The organism is Lysinibacillus sp. NPDC047702, from assembly GCF_050272555.1.
Taxonomy (GTDB): domain Bacteria; phylum Bacillota; class Bacilli; order Bacillales_A; family Planococcaceae; genus Lysinibacillus.
This window is the reverse complement of record NZ_JBNNMG010000048.1, coordinates 1-18,083: the sequence shown is the minus strand read 5'-3', so window position 1 is coordinate 18,083 and position 18,083 is coordinate 1. Positions and strand designations below refer to the sequence as shown.

Here is an 18,083-nt window from a genome sequence, read left to right as displayed (position 1 = left end):
CCCCTGAGATTAGTAGCACGATTGCTGCAATGATATTTATCACGATAAAGAAAGATGCTGTTTCTTTAAGAAAGTCTATAATACTCCTAAATAAAGTCATCGTTCATATCCTCTTATTTTATATTTGAAATAGCGTATCTACTCAAAGATACTTTCTACCAACTGCTTAGTCATAAATTGAAATGCGGCTAAATGATCGCAGTTTTTTGAAATTCCTTCTTTACTTGCAATACTAGAAAGAAGTACGGTGAAGGTCGAAAAAGCTAACTTTTCAGATACCTTTAATGTAAGATTCGCATGTTTAATAGCCGCACGAAAAAGATCAGAACTATCAAACATTAGTTTTTCCTTCATTTCCTCTGATAGTTTACTGTAAAATGATGTGAAATCTGCCGTTTTTACATCATAAAGAAATGGTTTACTTTCATATTCATCGTAAAGCTGGATTATCGCTGTTTCAAAACCAAATTTTTCAGGACATTGTTTTATTTGCTCCATAAAATTCCCATAAATAGCATCTTGAACGTCATTCAAAACTTCAAAAAAAAGCTCTTCCTTACTTGAATAAAAATTATAAAAAGTACCCGTAGATATTTCTGTTTTTTTACATAATGCACCGATACTCGTTTCTTTATAACCCACAGAAATCCAAAATGCCATACACTCATCTTTCAATTTACTTTTAATTTGAATTTTATCTTCTTCTGAAAAAACCTTTTTCCCCCTTGCCATAGATGAACACCTCCTTTTGTGAATATATCACACGAATATTCATGTAATATATTCATATAATATCATTAAAATTGATTATAAACAAGAGATTAAAAATATGTAATTCCAGAAAAACGCTGGCAATAGGTTCGACTATCCCCTTTTGTTACAGTTTTAAAGATTTCTTATTTGACTAACGATGCAGCATTCCAGTAGCCAATGCAGCATCATCGAATATGTAAAAGAATAGACTTAATGGAATAGATGAGTTTAGTGGAATAAGGTTAATTGAAAAAATGAAACAAACTTAAAGCTATACACTGTGTGACAATTACATCAAGTTATTGATCGTAATAAAAATCCATTTACTCAGAAATTTCCGCAAAATTTAAGCATATTCATAAATAATGAAAGGGTTTTAAAATTGATCTTAATGATGCTTTTTCTTTAGGGAGGGGAAAAATGACTCAAGCTTTTGAATTTAAATCAAATGGTAAGTTTATTGTAAAAGTAGATGATTATACAGTAAAAATTCAGCCTAAGGGGTTCTCAAATTTTATCAATAAAGGCGGCTCTAAGGGGGAAAAATCCATTCCCATTAAATCTATCACTGCTATTCAATTTAAAGAACCTGGTTTATCTACGGGATATATCCAATTTGCCTATTCTGGATCGAATGAAACAAAAGGCGGTACAACGGCAGCTATCAAAGATGAAAACTCTATAACCTTCTTTAAAAGAGAGCTGAAAAAGGCCAAAGAATTAATTAAGTTAATTGAAATGAAACGACATGAGAGTACGTCTCCCTCTATCACCTCACAAAGTGTCGCTGATGAAATTCTAAAGCTGAAAAAACTAATGGATGCAGGTATATTAACAAAGGATGAATTTGAAGCGACGAAAAAACAATTATTAAATATTTAATCATGTAGGTAGTTGTTTATTAATTTTATAAGGCACTTCACTAAGCAAATGTTGCATTTCATCATAAAAGTAGTGTATACCCCTTCTTCATCGGATAAAAATTTATTAATGATACCTTAAAATACCTGCTTTCAGAATTTTTAATTGGATAAATAACACGCCTCCTTTCTACAACAGGGCATATTATAGATGATAGAAAGGAGGAATTTATTATGGGATATTCAGGAAATGTAGGTAGTTGGAACAATGCCTGCTGTGGGGGCAATACTGGCTCTGGTTATGGCTCTACATTCGTTCTAATTGTAGTGCTATTCATTCTTCTAATTATCGTTGGCGCTAGCTTCCTTTATTAATCACATCAACATTTCCAACTGTTAAATAAAAAAAGGCTTTAGTTTTGTCTACATGGATAAAACTAGAGCCTTTATTCATGAAGTTTTAAGATTTTTCATTGAAATCAGTGAATAATTAGCAATCCTATATGGCACATTACATATAGGAGGTGGAAGAATAATGTCTAGAATTATTGGTGTTGAACAATCATTATCAAACGTGGAGCAAGCTTTAAAGGCAAAAGGATATGAAGTTATTCAACTGCGGAATGAAGAGGACGCTAAAAGATGTGATGCTTGCGTAATCACAGGCCAAGACAAGGATGTTATGGGAATTAGTGATCCAATACTTGCAGGACCAGTCATTGATGCAAATGGTCTTTCTGCAGACGAAATTCTTCAGCGTGTAGAGAAATATTTTCATTAACAACGAATGGAGAGGTGCTGTCTTTAGTCATTATGATCTATCGACTAGCACCTTTTACAATTTATTCAAGTCAATTTCATTTACAAATAATTCATAAAGAAATATACAAAAAATGGTAAACCAATCAATAATAAAATTCCTTCCACAATGAGATAGGAAAAAATGTATCTAATTGTTATAACAAGGAATCTCTCTGTATCCATTGATCCACTCATAACTGTATTTATATATTCATTTACATCGTCTGTACCCATCTCAACACTATTTAATAATAGTATGGTGCCAATGCAAATTAAAATAACAGTAAACAAGATTTTTTACATTCTTTATCATTTCCTTTTGCCTCATTTGATGCTCCTCCGTATTTACAAATATCACCAAGAGCTTAGAAAGAGAAATCCACTGCAACACACAAAAAAACCTAGCTTCAAATGCGAAGCCAGGCCTTTTTGTGTGTTGTGTGTTTGTTTATGATTACATAATTAGTATATCAAATCGTTCTAAACAAATTCTAAACAAGATATAAGCTCATCATTTAGTTATTCATATGATTTCCGTGATCCGTCTATTTGTCTTTACAAGTAAAATAATATTCACTTGTTAAATTATTATAAATTTTCAATATGACGCTGCCACCCTTTTCATAGCATCGTGTGCTAGCCATATCAATTTCTTTTGTATTAAAATAATGAGTTACATTTATCAACAAGGACGTTCCTAATAAAAGAATCAGCAAAAGCCAAATGACTCCATTTAAATATTTCTTGTTAATCATTTCATCCTCCATGCTTCTTTTATTGTGAAGTAGTTTTTTACATTTCCTGAGGTGGTATAACCCCAGTAATTAATAAGATAAAAAGGACTAAACCCACTAAAAGGAATATAAATGAAGCCCAGAACACTGGACCTACTTTCACAGTAAACCGCTCACTTTGCTGAATAAAACCCGTTTGCCCGCTTACCTGAGCGTTAAAGAACCGAGACATGGCTCCCCCACTGCTTGAAAAGTAGTAAATTCCACCAGTAAATAAGAGTCCTGTAAAAAACATAACCTCAATTAATCGAACAGAGAAAAATGAGGCAATATAATATGTAATAAATACCTCTACTACAAGTGTTATCACCATAATAATTACACTTTTACATTTTATATAAACTCCCCCCTTCGAATACGCTTCCTTATTCTACGAGAATATGTAAATAAAGTTTCGTTTTTATAATTTTTTCAATAAATAATTATCAAAAAACAAAAAAAATTCCAGGTTCCACATTTATGTAATACCTTGTATTTTTATGTTTGTGTAAACTATATGTATGTTTCTAGCGATCTGAGCTATAAGTTAAATTTCTGAAATAAATTTATTCAGTTTCTGTTGATTGATTTGACCTTTAATTGTATATTTTAAAACGCCTTCTGCATTAAAGATAAAAGTTGTCGGGTAATTCATGACTTCAAATGATTTTTGAAGTGCGCCATCTCCATCAAGAAAGATAGGAAAATTCAGTTTGTAATTCTCTAAAAATTTCAGTGCATTGTTATAACTATCATTAGCAGTTGCATTAACGGCTAATAGCTCCACATTATCGGATTTTTGGCTATAAAACGCTTTTAAGTCTGGTACTTCATCTTGACAAGGACCGCACCAGGATGCCCAAAAATTAACAATTAAAACTTTACCTTTGTATTTTTCAAATGTTGTTGTCGTTTTATCAAAATTCATTAGTTTTGTATCATACGCAATTTGTTTTGAGCCATTCGCTAATTCGACCATTGAGGGTTTTAGTTCTTCTTTGAAGATTTCATCCTTTAAGGCAACACCTATTAAGAAAACTACTACTACTAGTGATATTACTAAACCTATAAGTTTTTTTCGTTTCATTGTACTTCTCCTTCATTAATTTGATTATACACCCATTTTACAATACTTTTACTTTATACTACCTCATTTAGGCATAAAAGGTTAGATTATACATCGTGAATTTGTATGTACTTCTTCATCATCTGTAAAATTAAAATGATATTTCAATTACACCCATTGCGTCCGAATTCTTTCGAGCTCACTCAAAAAGCTCCTCTTCAAAATCAGTGACATCCGCGGGGAGCTGAATCAAGATACAATTTTACGAGGGTGAAAAAGATGGGAAGATATTTTAGTTTGTTTAAAAAAGCATGTAAAAGCCTCCATTTATGGACATATATCTCTAAAATGAGAGGAGGCCATTATACTTCCTCAAAATTTACTTTTATAAATTCTTTCATTAGTTGTGTTGGCGGTATGTTATGTATCTTCATCTTACTATCATTAACTAACTTTATGAACATACCTTGGCTTATGGCATCTTTTGGCGTAAGCATAGTCCTAGTTTTTAGAGTATGGTATACCCCAATTTAAAAATTTTGTGTGGAATTATCATTCATTCAAAAAATACATTGGCTTCCTATTCTTTTATCTATCAGCACAAAATCCCACAGATAAGCAAATCGATTCGCTTTTCTGTGGGATTTTATGTTAGAAATAGACAAATTGATATTTCTAAATTTGGATAAAAAATTTAAAGGTTATTCAGTATCCTCTTTGCTTATGTCGTAGGTAAAATAGTAAAGCGATAGCCCTCTGCTTCAATTGCTGTAATAACAACGTTTGGAGGAATATTTTCAAAACGAATTATGATGCCACTTCCATCATCGGCTGTCGCTACAGTACCACTAAGGGTTTGCCCACCTTGTAATATCAATGTTAGTTCTGTACCAATAGTGAGCTGGGCACTATCTGCAGTAGTTGTCAGTAGTAGACCATCATTCGTCCATTGCATGTCTGTAATCGTTATGTCTCGGACAATTGTTAGCTGTGCTGTAATTGCTGGAATAAACTGAACCATTGTCATTGTGCTTGGGTTTAAACATTCAATCGCCTCATGTAATGTGACCGTTACTTGATTGCCCTCAAGTCGAATTTGCTCTTGCTGTAATTCTACTTGCGTTTCTTCTAGAATTTCAGCTATTTTAGCGAATATTTGCCCTTCATTTGCTATAACAAGTTGCTGATTTGCTAATTTTTGTTGTGCTCCTACGATTTCCTTCAAGCCATTTCGCGGTTTGATGTTTCCTGTTAAACCATTAAGTTTAGTGATCATTGGTTCAACTATCAGCGATTGACTATTGGCTAGCTGCTCAGCTTCCATCACTTGTGCCTGTAACGCTACTACAATCATTTCCGGAAGCCATTGCTTTTCTTTTGGAATATTTGGAACATCTTGACCATCTGCTGAAAGTATAAGTACTCCATTTTGTTTAAGTTGCTCAATCCATTGCAATTTCTCTTTTGCTAGACGAATACTTGTATTCAGTGCCTCTATATGTGTCGGTGCTTGCGAACTGCTGTTACCATACTCTACTATCTCTCTTGTTGGTGCGATCAATCGATTCATGATATCATTCATATTTCCACTTAAACGTACATCGGAACGCGATAATATGCCATGTTCTCTTGGGTTAACAAACACTAATTGTCCTGCCAAAAAATCGCCTGTAAAAGAAATTTGCTTTTGATTCTTCTTAAAACCCGTAAAACTTTCATTTTGACGTGGGGCTACTATAACCACAATTTCAGCTAATTGCTCTTTCGTTATTTGAGTTGGAGGTGTTGGTAACTCACCACCTACTATTACTAATTCTTCCTTTTTTGCTACTTCAACAAAACCAGCAGTCCAACCACCTACAGGCGCATCTACAAAGAATGATAAACCTGCATCATCTTTAGGTGCCCATGCGAATATGGTTGCAAGCTCCTGTCTTGTTATTGAAGCTGCAGGGGTAAACTGATTATCGTACGCCCACATATCTAAGCCTGCTAGTTGTGCTAATTTAGTTGTTACATCATCTTGTGGGTTATTTGGCAACACATACAAGTTCGTTGCAGAAGAGCCTACACTGGATATTTCGAACACTGTATCTACTGTATTGGCAAGTTTAACCTTTGTTAAGGAAGCCGTCACAGGTGACTGTTGATCATATATAATGGTGAAATTTTCAGCCCTTAGCTTGCTCATTGCCAAGTTTGTTGATGCTTTTGGTGTAACGACGATATTTTGAGTAACTGTTATATTTTTCAGTTCCACAAAATCTGCATTAACAAATAAATTCCCTGCAAACGTACTGTTCGCACCATCAAATACAACATTTTTTCCCTTAGCACCTGATGCATTTAATGCAATAGCTAAAACATCAACAATTTGATTATCTATTATCACTACCTGTATACGTGCCCCTGCTAAGGCTTGCGTATTTTGCTCGTTTAGCAATGTTTGTACGTTCTTCGCCACTGTCCATTCTCGTCCTGCTGCAGTTAATTTCCCTTGTTGAATGGCTTCAATCGTTAATTTTGCCTCCATAATTTCAACCATATTCCGTTGCTCTGCCCGAACAATAAATGATGCCAACTGCCCCCTCGTCACAAATTTTTCTCCACTAAATGTAGTTGCTGTTGTACCAGTTGTAATATGGTTTACAAATAATGTTTCTACTGCTTGTTGATATTCTGTCGCTACATCAGTAAATGTGTTTGTGATTGTATCAGAAGTAGGTAACTGTAAAGCCTTCGTAATCATCGTTGCCATTTGATAGCGCGTCACAGGTGTATTCATCTTGAACGACTTCTCCAAAATCCCCTTTTGCTTTAAAGTAGCTACTATTTCTTGTTCACTACCCTTTAAACCAATTACCCCTGCCACCATTTTTGCTGCTTGGCTTTGTGTGACTACCTCATTTGGCTTAAATGTTCCATCAGGATAACCGTGAATAATCCCACGCTGTGAAAGCTCCATAATCGCCCCATAATGACTATTCCCTTCCTTCACATCTGAAAACTTTAAGGAATCTGCCTCAACTACTGACACTGCCCCCATCGTAGCAATCGTTGTGACCATACCTGCCATAAATAACTTATTCTTCATTCCATTACTCCTCCTTTCCTTTAATTCTAACAATCTATAAAAGGGGTTTTCTTAATGAAATCTTAATGGATTATAAAGTTCCTATTAGACTCGATTTTTTTCTTCTATAATAGTAAGTAGTTTTAATACGATTTGAGAGGGGGAATGATCAACGATGAATCAAATTCTAATTGTTGATGATGAGAGCAGTATTCGCCAATTAATCCGACTACATTTAGAAAATGCACATCTAAATGTGATGGAGGCTGCATCAGGACAAGAAGCCATTGGACAATTGCAGCAAAAGCCTTTTGACATGATTATTCTGGATTTGATGATGGCCAATGGTGATGGATTTGAGGTACTACACTATTTAAAAGAAAACCATTTACAGCCGCTTGTTATTGTGCTAAGTGCTAGAAGAGAGGTTGAGGAAAAAATTACGGTACTTGGATTAGGCGCAGACGATTATGTGACAAAGCCATTTAGTCCGATTGAGCTTGTTGCACGCGTTCAGGCCCAATTAAGACGACATTCCATCAAACATCACTCTGATCGTATACGTTTAAACAAGTTAGTGCTTGAAATGGACAAGTCGATGCTACATTATGATGGACAAAAACAAAGGTTAACAACTGTAGAATGTCAGCTATTGCACTTATTAATGCGAAATGTTGATCGTGTACTAACGAAAAGGGAAATCTATCAACATATTTGGCAGCATGAACATTATGATGATAACAATTTAAGCGTTTTTATCAGTCGTCTTCGTAAAATACTTGAACAAATGACTGGTCACCATTCGATTCGTAGCATTCGTGGTATTGGTTATCAGTTTTCAGGTGATGAATTTTGAAAAATCGGACAAAACTTTGGCTTCTTATGATTATCAGTATCTTTGGCAGCATTATTATTTTTATTGCAATGAGCTTGGCAGTAGGAAGTATTTTGGATAAGGGCTATAATTTAAACAAATTAAATACACTAGCTGAAGATATTGTCGCAACAATTCGCCAAAAAGGGACAGGAAGAGAGCAGGAAATAAAACCAATTTTGGATTCCGTTCATACGGAACATACAGCGATTCACTTTGCATGGATTCAAGCTGATGGTACAAAGATTTATGATACTTCTGGTGATTTAGAGGATTATGATTTCTCGAAAATAGCAGACCGTTTTCTAAATATGCCAAGCAATCTTTGGGCTAAAGATGAAAATATCAGTTTTATTTATAGCATCACGCTAGACCAGCAAAGCTACTATCTATTAATGAGCCTGCCTAGCGAGGCAATGAAACAGGGGCAAATTTATTTCTTTATACGCACATCAAAGGTACTTGTTACATTACTCCTTCCTATACTCGCAGCTTTTATGGTGCCCTATTTACTAGCCATTTGTTTTTTTTCTTGGATGAATCGACGTATTAGTAAGCTAAATAATGCTCTCTCCCAAGTCAATCTTCAAAGTAATAGTATTGTACTAGAGGATGAGACAAAGGATGAAATAGGGCAACTTACACAGCATTATAATTCGATGGTCCAACGTATTCAAAGTCAGGTTGTTGAAATTGAACAATTCGAAAATAGACGAAAGCAATTATTGTCTAATCTCTCTCATGATTTACGGACACCATTGACGATGATTCTAGGTTATGCTGAAACGATTCGCAGCGGAATATATAAGGATGAACGAGAGCTCCAAGCCAGTGCTAAAATAATTTTGCAGCGATCTCGCTATATGGACCGCTTACTCGACCAATTACTAGATGTCACCAAACAAAACACTAATGCATTGACATTGCAACTGGCACCACATAATTTATCTGAAATATTACGGAAGATTATAGCCGATTATTTATTATTGTTAGATGGTCAAGATTACCATGTGGATATTGATATTGCGGATGCTGATATTGTGATGCAGATGGATGCCGCATTGATTGAGCGGGCTATTCGCAACTTAATTGACAATGCCATTCGCTACGGCAAAGAGGGTCACTATCTTGGTGTAGCACTTGTAGAACATCAAAATGAGGTATGGGTTACCATAAAAGATAAAGGACAAGGAATTGCACTCGAAGAACAGCAGCGAGTCTTTGAACGATTTTATCGTAGCGATCAAGGAAGACAAGGTGAAGGACTTGGGATTGGGCTGTCGATTGTCGAAGAAATTGTGGCATTACATCAAGGTAACATACGATTGACCAGTACTCCCTATGAGGAAACGATATTTCAAATACAGCTTACCAAAAGAAACTGCTCGCCATAAACATTGTCGAGCAGCATTGCTGTATAGGATTTGTATGAACTATTTCTATTAGTGATTTTGATCTTTTAAACAACCTTGAGTACACCGTATCAGACTTTTTTAAACTCTTTATAATAGCATCACAGGACAATTACTGACAATTTGTAGTTGTCTTTTTATTTGCATCTTCATTACTGTGATACCTTCCCCTTTTTACTGAAACCGCTCCAAGAAATTCGAAATTTTTACTTCTTTCCATTCTCTTTACTTTAAACTGATATTAGATAAATTTAGACCTATAAATGATTGACTTCTCATTTATCCAATGCTATATTTACTAACGCAGTAATTTACTAAATTACTAAATATAAATGAATAAGGAGTTTTAATATATGAAAATACCTACACATTTAAAACATAAACCTGTAATTGTTGCAGAAAACTATGCCAATATTGATGGACGTACTGCCTATCATACTGATGCACAGGGTCTTTCACTTGGCTTAGCTCAATGGAATGACCGAGGGAAGGTTGATATTTCTGCCAAGGTATGGCGTCATACAGGTGGTAAATGGTCTCGTCAATCAGAGGAACTTCCTCTTCATCGTGTACTTGATCTCGCTATTTTAGTATGCGAAGCTCAGCTTTATTTTAAGGATGCTTACCGCTATGAAAATTTATATGATGAAAACAACCCAGTACTAAAACGTGTTGGCTTACAGGGTGATGCCATGACAGTGGTAATTTGCACAGAGAACGAACAAATTAATGAGGATATTCAGCTCTTTCAACAAGCATTGGGTGATAATGGTGAGCTTATTGGAGAACGTTTACGCACATTATCACGTATTTTAAAGGATATGGGCTATTAATGTCATGACTTAAGGAGATAACATAATGAATGAACAACTACTACAAGATGATAAAAAACTTCAAAAATCTTTCTTCAACTTTTTAATTCCTGTTATGCTAGCAAATGTCTTGCAATCACTAGGACAGGTATTTGGAATGTTTATTGTTGGACGCAATTTAGGTGTCGATGCACTTGCAGCCATTTCTGCATTTTTTCCATTTTTCTTCTTTTTAATGGCATTTGCGATTGGCATTGGCTCAGGAAGTTCCATTTTAGTAGGGCAAACTTACGGAGCTGGCAATCATGAGAAAATGAAGGAGGTTGTCGGGGTAACCCTCGCCTTCACATCAATATTATCAATTATTGTTGCCATTTTCGGAGGCTTTTTCATTGAGTGGATTTTACGTTTTATGCAAACACCCGCCAATATATTAGAGCAGAGTATTAGCTATGCCCAAATATTATTTTTCACACTTCCAATTATGTTTTGGTATTTTGTGTATACAACCTTTATGCGTGGTGTTGGCGATTCAAAAACACCCTTTTTATTTTTAGTAATCAGTGTAGTTTTAAATATTGCATTTCTTCCTCCGTTAGTATTTGGTTGGTTAGGACTGCCTAAGTTTGGCTTAAACGGTGCTGCCTATGCTTCTGTTTTATCCAATCTTGTAACGATGCTATTATTACTAGGGTACCTGCATAAAACAAAGCATTTGCTGCGTTTAGACAAATCGATTTTAAAGCACTTCAAATTAAAGAAAGATATTTTAGCTTCCTTATTAAAACTAGCAATTCCATCAAGTATTAGCATGGTGGCAATCTCTGTTGCGGAAATTGCCGTTATTGGCTTCGTTAATGTCTATGGCTCAGATGCTACTGCTGCCTATGGTGTAGTCAATCAAGTAGCGAGCTATGCACAAGTACCAGCTATGAGTATAGCGATTGCAACTTCTGTATTTGTTGCACAGGCTCTAGGGGCAAACTCTACAGAAATGATCAAAAAAATCCGACTCTTAGGTGTCCGTATTAACTATATTTTAGGTGGAGCCATTATTTTAATCATGTATTTATTTGCGGAGCCTATCCTATCTTTATTTATAGATTCACATAATACAGTGCTAATTGCTAAGGACTATTTATATATCACATTTTGGAGCTACTTAATTTTTGGACATACACAAACAGTTTCAGCTACGATGAGGGCTACAGGAGTAGTCTTATGGCCAACTATTTTCTTAGTCATTGCCATTTGGGCAGTTGAGGTGCCATTAGCGTTTGTTTTATCACACCATACTTCATTCGAGCTAAATGGTGTTTGGTTAGCCTACCCTGTTACCTTCTGCGTGCATTTTGTGTTACAGTATGCATACTTCAAGCTAGGCTGGCAAAAACGAACTTTAAAAGCAATGCTAAACGATTAATCCAAGATTTATCTTTAGCTTCATCAAGGAAAATAAAACAAACCAGGACTCCCTATGAGTTCCTGGTTTGTCATGTTGTTGAAATACTATTATGTCAATGACATCAAGGTGACAACTTAAAAAGTATAGCCTTTTTTCAAAACGAGGGGTTGATCTCCGTTCCGACTGAGTGCTTTGTTGCTGTCGCTTCGCTTTCGCACAGAGCAAAGCTTCCTGGGGGCGTCCGATGAGCCGCTTCACTCGCGTTGCTCGCTCCAGGGTCTCATCTGTGACGCTGAATCCCCGAGGAGTCACTCAGTCTACACTCCAATCAACCTTTGCTCATAGTATTTTCTTCTGGCCATTCACACAAATATATAGTGATAAATTTGAAGTCTTAGCCATCATTATATAGTGCAAAAATGGAGCTTTGATAACAATTTTCTATGCGAAAACAGAGGAGTACTTTATGTAAAGTTACAAAGTAGTTTTTCGCATAATGTAGGTTAACAGCTGTAGAATTTGTACCAATATTCTATCCACTTAATGATGGTGAGTAACATGCTTTTACTTTACTTTTCTTTTGAGGGAAGAAAATATTTAAAGTTTTACACTATTGCTGATTGGAGTGCAAGGCTACTCGACTCCCGTGGGATAGCGAGACAGACGAGAAACTGAGGCCAACACGATGTTGGTCACGAAGGCGTTGTCACAGGACGTGACGCACTTAGCCTTCGTTCCTCAGCGCAGGAAGCGGCTCGTCGCTCGCCCACTGGAAAGCGAGTAGCCTGGAACGGAAATCACCTTCATTTGACTTAGTAGTGTTCACAAAGAGTCCCTTGACCATTTAGTTTTTCAACAACATGAGTAGAAATTATTCTACTCCTTATTCGAATCGAACATTTTCTGAAATCTCCTCAATTTTACTCCAATCGATAATTTGAATCATTTCATCAATCCGTTGAATAATTCCTTCATCAGACCACTGCCTTAAAACCCGATTTAAATGTCTTTTTGTTGTACCTATAAGTGAAGCCACCTCATCCAAAGTATTTGTCATAATATATTCTTTAAAGAGTGAAGTCGATTCAATTGTACATAAATACGCAGCTAAACGTATGGAGACAGAGGAAAGAGCGTTCACTCTTGAGGAAATCGTGCATGTTCGAAGTTTATATGCCAGTTCTTGTAATAGCATTTGAGTAAATGAACTGTCATGTTTTAAATGTTGTTCATAGAGAGCATATGGAACAAATAGCAAATGGCACGTCTCTGCAGCTATACAATTTGACTGTACCGAGCAGTTTTGAAAGATTTCAACATCCCCCATAATGGCAGGCTTCTGACAGTATCTTAATAATAATTCCTTCCCTGTGATTTCAGGGCTAGAAACATAATATCTCCCCTCTAATAAAAAATAGAGACCAGTGATAGCTTCTCCTACTTTTAAAATATAGTCATTTGATTCATACCTACGAATTTCTATATTCTTTTTTATCTCTCCTTGAAAGGTATAACCATAAATTTTGGAAAATGTTTCGAAATGCATTGTTACCTCCAGGACATCTGTCCTTCTAAATATTTTTACTATACATTATACTCGAACCAGGAGCTGATAATATGAAATTTGTATTTGATATTGATGGAACTATTTGTTTCGATGGAAAAACAATTGATGAGACTATTTGTGAAGTCTTCGATGAGTTATTAAAAGCGAAGCATGAAATTGTCTTTGCCTCTGCAAGACCCATTCGTGATCTACTACCAGTCTTACCTGAGCAATTCCGACTAATGTCCATGGTTGGTGGAAATGGAGCGTTTACATTTGAACGCGGGAAAATTCAAGTGGAATATTTTAAAAGTGATATTTTACAACACCTAATCACTACTATTCACTCAAATCAATTATCTTATTTAGCAGATAGTGATTGGGATTATGCGTTTACAGGTGATCCTGAGCACCCGGTTTACATAAATATCGATAAAACAAGAGCAAAGAATCTCGATATTGCTGAATTGCAACAAATTTGCAAGTTGATCCTTTTTCACCCAACACAAGAGGTGTTACAGGAGGTATTAAAATTACCTGTTTCAGTTGTAACTTATAAAAATGAACATGCAATTGACATTAGCCCGTTTGGTGTAAATAAAGTGAAGGGGCTTCATAAATTAAAGATTGATCAATTTATTGCGTTTGGAAATGACAGTAATGATCAATGTTTATTTGAACATGCCATTCATAGTGTTTGCGTTGGAAATCATGAGGTCCAGCGTTTTGCTACTGAAACGATTGATAGAGCATATATTCCTGCTACAATTAGAAAAATCATAAAAAATTTGGAGGAATGTAACGATGAGAATACCAATGAAATTAAAACAAGGTGATGAAATTCGAGTTATTGCACCTAGTCGCAGCATAAAAATATTATCTGAAGAGGGTATCCAGTTAGCAAAGAAACGTCTTGAACAATTAGGATTAAAAGTGACCTTTGGAAAGCACGTTGAAATTTGTGATCTACAAAGTTCTTCCTCAATTGAACAACGCATTGAGGATCTGCATGATGCTTTTTCAGATAAAAATGTAAAAGGAATTTTGACGGTAATTGGTGGTTTTAATAGTAATGAATTACTGCCATATATAGATTATGAATTACTAAAAGCAAATCCGAAAATACTATGTGGTTTTAGTGATATTACTGCACTTGCAAATGCCATTACAGCAAAATGTAATTTTATCACTTATTCAGGTCCACATTTTTCAAGTTTTCAAATGACAGGGTTACAAGATTATCAAACGACCTTCTTTAAAAATTGTTTGATGAACGAAGAGTCATATTTATTGCAGCCATCAGCAAAATGGAGCGATGATTTATGGTTTTTAGATCAAGAAAATCGTGTTTATGAAGAAACGAAATGGAAAATTTATTCAAAAGGGAGTGCTACAGGAACGCTATATGGCGGAAATCTATGTACACTTAATTTACTTCAAGGAACAAAGTACATACCTCATTTAAGGGATTGCATTTTATATGTGGAAGATGATGAATTAATAATACCTGAATTGTTCGCAAGAGATTTAACCTCTTTATTGCAAGCTAGCGTAGATATAAAAGGTTTATTAATTGGGCGTTTTCAAAAAGTGTCCAACATGACAGAAGAACAACTTCATTTTATTTTAGATAAGCACCCACAATTAAAACATATTCCTGTAATATACGATTTGGATTTTGGTCATACTCAACCTATTATGACTTTACCTATCGGGGGTACGATCAGTATCAATACACAAGATTTTAAATTAAAGCTAAATACTTTTTAATCAAGGTAAAGCAATGACCTCCTATCCAATAAAATTTATAGGAGGTCACAGCATTGTTGGTTCCCTTTTCGTTATATAAACAATAATCAAGACCCCCCAATACGGTGTGGTCTTTGTTTAATTTAACACTACCAAAACTTTAGAAGTTTACTAATAAATATCAAACATATTCTTTATACTTAAAGATTTACGTTTCAGCTACTAATCCTCAATTCGTAAATATTTTGGTGGTTTTCTCATGATAAAATGTTTTTCAATAGACCTAAGCACTTCATCATTTCCAGGTAAAGTAACAGTCTCTATCGCCCTATTAAATGATAACCATTGGTAGTCGCTATGCTCATCATTTAATGTAACCTCTTGTTGCTCTTCTACAAAGCCAACAAATACAGGTGCAATATAAATATAATCTTTTTTTGGTGAATAGATTTGGTCAAATTTATTAGAAGTATATAATCTAACTTTTGTAATTCCCGTTTCCTCTTTTATTTCTCTTAGGGCGGCTTCCCATGCACTTTCGTCTTTTTCAATTCCACCACCAATGTAGCACCATACATCACGCAGAGCCTCCGAAGCTCTTTTTAAAAGTAACACATTATATTCATTATTAATTTTTTTTAATAGAACTGTAGCAATTCCTGTACACCTTATTGGGATTTCAGTCAATTTAATGCACCTCTATGTCTAGGTTAATAGTTTTTCACTAAATAATCACGTAGGTTCTTTAACAATTCATTTTCATTCATTGAAAACTGAATCATTTAATTAGTGATGCAGTTTTTTCATCTCCTTAAATTTTGGATTCCAGTATGAATAAAATACGAAAAAATAATGACATGACTATGCTAATAAAATAATTTTTGTAAGCATTTTAGTGCTTCGTAAATACCTTCTCTGATGAATTTTTATTAAAAATTGTTTCCATATTGCATCCGATTAATTTATTTATACTCTTCTGTATCCTTTGGATTATAATGAGTTAAGAATATAGTCTTTAATATGGATTAAAAATATAAGCTAAACGTCTATTTTTTATTATAAAATAATGTGATACATTTATATCCATGAAAAGGAAATTTTATCTTAAGAAGAGGTAGATAGTCGTTGGTTACTGTAGAAAAAAGCACTGCATTATTCAATAAAAAGTATAACATCGAAGAGATTAAAAATGCTTATGAATATGCCTTTAACAAGATTAAACTAGATTTGTCTGAAAGGAATAATACTATGAATATCACGATTGAAGATGTCCATACAAAAGACGCTATAACTGCTGTTAGAAAAACAATTGAATTAATAGGAAAAATTAAATCTATTGATCATCGGTATATAAATGAAATATATGGTTATGAAACAGCCTTTAATGGAGTAAGTGGACGAATTATTGTAAAGGGTGGATTCTCATCTGGTTATCAAGGTGAAGGTCCTCAGGGGCTAAAAAAGATCCTTGCAGAACTAGGTGTTAATGAGTCTAAAATTGAAGAGAATGTAAATAGTGTGCAAAAGAAATTTACATTATTTATATAAAATCCAAGAACAAAACTAGGTTATATCAGTAATGTGACTATTTATATTTCAACATTTTTAGGATAGTCAAATACATATTCACAACGATAGTATCGCTTAAAGTCCCACTTACATATATCGCAAGTGACCTACCTTCATCTCATATTTTGTTGTATGTGAACTTTGAGTCTAGCCCCAAGAACCGCCACCAATAATACGAGATTTTACGTTAATCAAATCAATTACCCCATTTGGCAGCCTAACAAACGAAATAGTAACAGATAAACATGCCTTACTAGTGATTCTAAAACTACCTTTTCTAACTATTGCTTAGCAGCTGCTAATGGTGTAACTTGCATTTGAGAAGTAAACTACTGCATCAGATCAACAACTGCCGGAATTTTTTGGAACAGTTCGAAGTCATTAAGCTGTACATTTGTTGAAATGGAGGTTATTTCTTCTATGTTTTTTTGAGGAAATGTTGATGCTATGCTAAAGCTAGCGTTAATGTGAGTGCTGGTAGTAATTTTAAAAATCTTAATTATACTATTCCTCGAATTACACAATTACCAATATAAGGATATAGATATTATTTTTATGTTATTTTCCTCCGTTCAGTCAAATCTCTATATTTTTATTTTAAAATGTGTATTAAATATAACTTCGACTCTATTTTTTATATTTCGACCAATAATTGTTAGTATTTGGTCTTCACCGACTATTTCATCAACATCTATTAATTTTATTTCAAAAATTGAAGCATCAAATTTTTGATAACTTAAGCTTAAATTGCATTGCTTCTCATAAATAGAAATGGTCAACACTAACTTAAATCCTAAGTCATCACTTTTACTGTAAATTAATATACCAGCCTCTTCGTCACCAACGAACACAGGCTCTTTTTCAAACAATTCTAGTAGTTCGTATTGATTAAACTTAATAAACATATAATCTCCTATTTTGCGGACTCTTTTCTAAATACTCTCTTACACTCCCTATACCTTGCAAAAAAAATACCCAAAAGATAGACTTTTAACTCTTACTTTTGGGATGCTGCACAGAATACCGAATTCATTTGAGTAACCGCCTGGTGAAACAGTATCTATATTTTCGATGTCACCTAGAGTCAAAAAATAATAATCCTCAGTTCTTACTTAATTTTAAAATAGCTAAATCATAGACTTTAAATAAAAATTTTATTGTTGCGAAACCAGCTAAATTTAAAATAATAATATAAGTGGAAATATAAATTATACCTTTAAAATCACTAACCACAGGCTGGTTGACAAACGTTGTAGCAATTACAAATGATACTATGTCAAGAAAATGGACAGGGAAAATTGAGATTTTGCTTTAAATCTAAGCGCGCTATCGCTTGCTCGCCTCACAAATAATTTAAGGGGCGTAACCCTTAAATTTTTTGTGAGGTTAA

The 18,083-nt window shown here is 34.4% G+C and carries 19 protein-coding genes; 12 read left to right on the top strand and 7 right to left on the bottom strand.

Annotated features, from left to right (window positions below):
- Positions 1 to 138: 138 nt before the first annotated feature.
- Positions 139 to 732 carry a TetR/AcrR family transcriptional regulator gene (locus tag ACQKIM_RS19625; protein ID WP_427547167.1) on the bottom strand — a complete coding sequence of 198 codons (594 nt, stop codon included), beginning with the start codon at positions 730 to 732 and terminating at the stop codon, positions 139 to 141.
- Between the two features lie 441 nt (positions 733 to 1,173).
- Between ACQKIM_RS19625 and ACQKIM_RS19620 the strand changes: the two genes are divergently transcribed.
- From ACQKIM_RS19620 to ACQKIM_RS19610, 3 genes are all read left to right on the top strand, one after another.
- Entirely contained in the window at positions 1,174 to 1,635 is a 462-nt protein-coding gene (locus tag ACQKIM_RS19620; RefSeq protein WP_427547164.1) for a DUF4429 domain-containing protein, read from the top strand.
- A 212-nt stretch (positions 1,636 to 1,847) separates the two neighbouring features.
- Positions 1,848 to 1,988 (top strand): YjcZ family sporulation protein, encoded by a 141-nt coding sequence (locus ACQKIM_RS19615; protein WP_286926694.1) that lies wholly within the window; start codon positions 1,848 to 1,850, stop codon positions 1,986 to 1,988.
- Between the two features lie 160 nt (positions 1,989 to 2,148).
- Positions 2,149 to 2,394 (top strand): YkuS family protein, encoded by a 246-nt coding sequence (locus ACQKIM_RS19610; RefSeq protein ID WP_427547160.1) that lies wholly within the window; start codon positions 2,149 to 2,151, stop codon positions 2,392 to 2,394.
- Between the two features lie 812 nt (positions 2,395 to 3,206).
- On the opposite strand, the gene ACQKIM_RS19605 is transcribed toward ACQKIM_RS19610, so the two are convergent.
- Complete coding sequence (locus ACQKIM_RS19605) at positions 3,207 to 3,521, bottom strand: hypothetical protein (protein WP_427547158.1); 315 nt, start codon at positions 3,519 to 3,521, stop codon at positions 3,207 to 3,209.
- Between the two features lie 213 nt (positions 3,522 to 3,734).
- Positions 3,735 to 4,274: a TlpA family protein disulfide reductase gene (locus ACQKIM_RS19600; protein ID WP_427547155.1), complete on the bottom strand. Its 540-nt coding sequence runs from the start codon at positions 4,272 to 4,274 to the stop codon at positions 3,735 to 3,737.
- Positions 4,275 to 4,532: 258 nt separating this feature from the next.
- On the opposite strand from ACQKIM_RS19600, the gene ACQKIM_RS19595 reads away from it, so the two are divergent.
- Positions 4,533 to 4,787 carry an HPP family protein gene (locus tag ACQKIM_RS19595; RefSeq protein WP_427547152.1) on the top strand — a complete coding sequence of 85 codons (255 nt, stop codon included), beginning with the start codon at positions 4,533 to 4,535 and terminating at the stop codon, positions 4,785 to 4,787.
- Between the two features lie 187 nt (positions 4,788 to 4,974).
- Here the strand turns inward: ACQKIM_RS19595 and ACQKIM_RS19590 are convergent, their stop codons facing one another.
- On the bottom strand, positions 4,975 to 7,347 hold the full coding sequence (locus ACQKIM_RS19590; protein ID WP_427547149.1) for an S-layer homology domain-containing protein: 2,373 nt from the start codon (positions 7,345 to 7,347) through the stop codon (positions 4,975 to 4,977).
- A 154-nt stretch (positions 7,348 to 7,501) separates the two neighbouring features.
- On the opposite strand from ACQKIM_RS19590, the gene ACQKIM_RS19585 reads away from it, so the two are divergent.
- From ACQKIM_RS19585 to ACQKIM_RS19565, 5 genes are all read left to right on the top strand, one after another.
- On the top strand, positions 7,502 to 8,182 hold the full coding sequence (locus tag ACQKIM_RS19585; protein ID WP_427547146.1) for a response regulator transcription factor: 681 nt from the start codon (positions 7,502 to 7,504) through the stop codon (positions 8,180 to 8,182).
- The gene (locus tag ACQKIM_RS19580) at positions 8,179 to 9,594 is read left to right on the top strand and encodes an ATP-binding protein (RefSeq protein WP_427547143.1); all 1,416 of its coding nucleotides are present in this window, start codon (positions 8,179 to 8,181) and stop codon (positions 9,592 to 9,594) included. The genes ACQKIM_RS19585 and ACQKIM_RS19580 overlap by 4 nt, the downstream gene beginning before the upstream one ends.
- Positions 9,595 to 9,965: 371 nt before the next feature.
- Positions 9,966 to 10,445 carry a DUF6530 family protein gene (locus tag ACQKIM_RS19575; protein WP_427547140.1) on the top strand — a complete coding sequence of 160 codons (480 nt, stop codon included), beginning with the start codon at positions 9,966 to 9,968 and terminating at the stop codon, positions 10,443 to 10,445.
- Between the two features lie 25 nt (positions 10,446 to 10,470).
- Positions 10,471 to 11,847, top strand: coding sequence for an MATE family efflux transporter (locus tag ACQKIM_RS19570; protein WP_427547138.1), 1,377 nt, complete (start codon positions 10,471 to 10,473; stop codon positions 11,845 to 11,847).
- A gap of 226 nt (positions 11,848 to 12,073) precedes the next feature.
- Positions 12,074 to 12,241, top strand: a complete 168-nt coding sequence (locus tag ACQKIM_RS19565; protein WP_427547135.1) for a hypothetical protein — start codon at positions 12,074 to 12,076, stop codon at positions 12,239 to 12,241.
- A gap of 471 nt (positions 12,242 to 12,712) precedes the next feature.
- Here the strand turns inward: ACQKIM_RS19565 and ACQKIM_RS19560 are convergent, their stop codons facing one another.
- On the bottom strand, positions 12,713 to 13,375 hold the full coding sequence (locus tag ACQKIM_RS19560) for a Crp/Fnr family transcriptional regulator (RefSeq protein WP_427547133.1): 663 nt from the start codon (positions 13,373 to 13,375) through the stop codon (positions 12,713 to 12,715).
- Positions 13,376 to 13,446: 71 nt separating this feature from the next.
- On the opposite strand from ACQKIM_RS19560, the gene ACQKIM_RS19555 reads away from it, so the two are divergent.
- Together ACQKIM_RS19555 and ACQKIM_RS19550 are read left to right on the top strand one after the other, a co-directional pair.
- Entirely contained in the window at positions 13,447 to 14,211 is a 765-nt protein-coding gene (locus tag ACQKIM_RS19555; RefSeq protein WP_427547130.1) for an HAD-IIB family hydrolase, read from the top strand.
- Positions 14,180 to 15,145 carry a S66 family peptidase gene (locus ACQKIM_RS19550; RefSeq protein ID WP_427547127.1) on the top strand — a complete coding sequence of 322 codons (966 nt, stop codon included), beginning with the start codon at positions 14,180 to 14,182 and terminating at the stop codon, positions 15,143 to 15,145. The genes ACQKIM_RS19555 and ACQKIM_RS19550 overlap by 32 nt, the downstream gene beginning before the upstream one ends.
- 201 nt (positions 15,146 to 15,346) lie before the next feature.
- Here the strand turns inward: ACQKIM_RS19550 and ACQKIM_RS19545 are convergent, their stop codons facing one another.
- Positions 15,347 to 15,811, bottom strand: coding sequence for an NUDIX hydrolase (locus tag ACQKIM_RS19545; RefSeq protein ID WP_427547124.1), 465 nt, complete (start codon positions 15,809 to 15,811; stop codon positions 15,347 to 15,349).
- Between the two features lie 438 nt (positions 15,812 to 16,249).
- On the opposite strand from ACQKIM_RS19545, the gene ACQKIM_RS19540 reads away from it, so the two are divergent.
- Entirely contained in the window at positions 16,250 to 16,672 is a 423-nt protein-coding gene (locus tag ACQKIM_RS19540) for a hypothetical protein (RefSeq protein WP_427547121.1), read from the top strand.
- Between the two features lie 605 nt (positions 16,673 to 17,277).
- Here ACQKIM_RS19540 and ACQKIM_RS19535 read toward each other — a convergent pair.
- Positions 17,278 to 17,598, bottom strand: coding sequence for a hypothetical protein (locus ACQKIM_RS19535; RefSeq protein ID WP_427547118.1), 321 nt, complete (start codon positions 17,596 to 17,598; stop codon positions 17,278 to 17,280).
- Positions 17,599 to 18,083 lie beyond the last annotated feature (485 nt).

Coding starts and splice junctions, on each gene's coding strand:
- ACQKIM_RS19575 (WP_427547140.1), top strand. CDS start 9,966: ATGAAAATACCTACACATTTAAAACATAAACCTGTAATTGTTGCAGAA.
- ACQKIM_RS19550 (WP_427547127.1), top strand. CDS start 14,180: ATGAGAATACCAATGAAATTAAAACAAGGTGATGAAATTCGAGTTATT.
- ACQKIM_RS19600 (WP_427547155.1), bottom strand. CDS start 4,274: ATGAAACGAAAAAAACTTATAGGTTTAGTAATATCACTAGTAGTAGTA.
- ACQKIM_RS19615 (WP_286926694.1), top strand. CDS start 1,848: ATGGGATATTCAGGAAATGTAGGTAGTTGGAACAATGCCTGCTGTGGG.
- ACQKIM_RS19565 (WP_427547135.1), top strand. CDS start 12,074: ATGAGCCGCTTCACTCGCGTTGCTCGCTCCAGGGTCTCATCTGTGACG.
- ACQKIM_RS19585 (WP_427547146.1), top strand. CDS start 7,502: ATGAATCAAATTCTAATTGTTGATGATGAGAGCAGTATTCGCCAATTA.
- ACQKIM_RS19560 (WP_427547133.1), bottom strand. CDS start 13,375: ATGCATTTCGAAACATTTTCCAAAATTTATGGTTATACCTTTCAAGGA.
- ACQKIM_RS19535 (WP_427547118.1), bottom strand. CDS start 17,598: ATGTTTATTAAGTTTAATCAATACGAACTACTAGAATTGTTTGAAAAA.
- ACQKIM_RS19590 (WP_427547149.1), bottom strand. CDS start 7,347: ATGAAGAATAAGTTATTTATGGCAGGTATGGTCACAACGATTGCTACG.
- ACQKIM_RS19620 (WP_427547164.1), top strand. CDS start 1,174: ATGACTCAAGCTTTTGAATTTAAATCAAATGGTAAGTTTATTGTAAAA.
- ACQKIM_RS19625 (WP_427547167.1), bottom strand. CDS start 732: ATGGCAAGGGGGAAAAAGGTTTTTTCAGAAGAAGATAAAATTCAAATT.
- ACQKIM_RS19605 (WP_427547158.1), bottom strand. CDS start 3,521: ATGGTGATAACACTTGTAGTAGAGGTATTTATTACATATTATATTGCC.
- ACQKIM_RS19555 (WP_427547130.1), top strand. CDS start 13,447: ATGAAATTTGTATTTGATATTGATGGAACTATTTGTTTCGATGGAAAA.
- ACQKIM_RS19610 (WP_427547160.1), top strand. CDS start 2,149: ATGTCTAGAATTATTGGTGTTGAACAATCATTATCAAACGTGGAGCAA.
- ACQKIM_RS19595 (WP_427547152.1), top strand. CDS start 4,533: ATGGGAAGATATTTTAGTTTGTTTAAAAAAGCATGTAAAAGCCTCCAT.
- ACQKIM_RS19570 (WP_427547138.1), top strand. CDS start 10,471: ATGAATGAACAACTACTACAAGATGATAAAAAACTTCAAAAATCTTTC.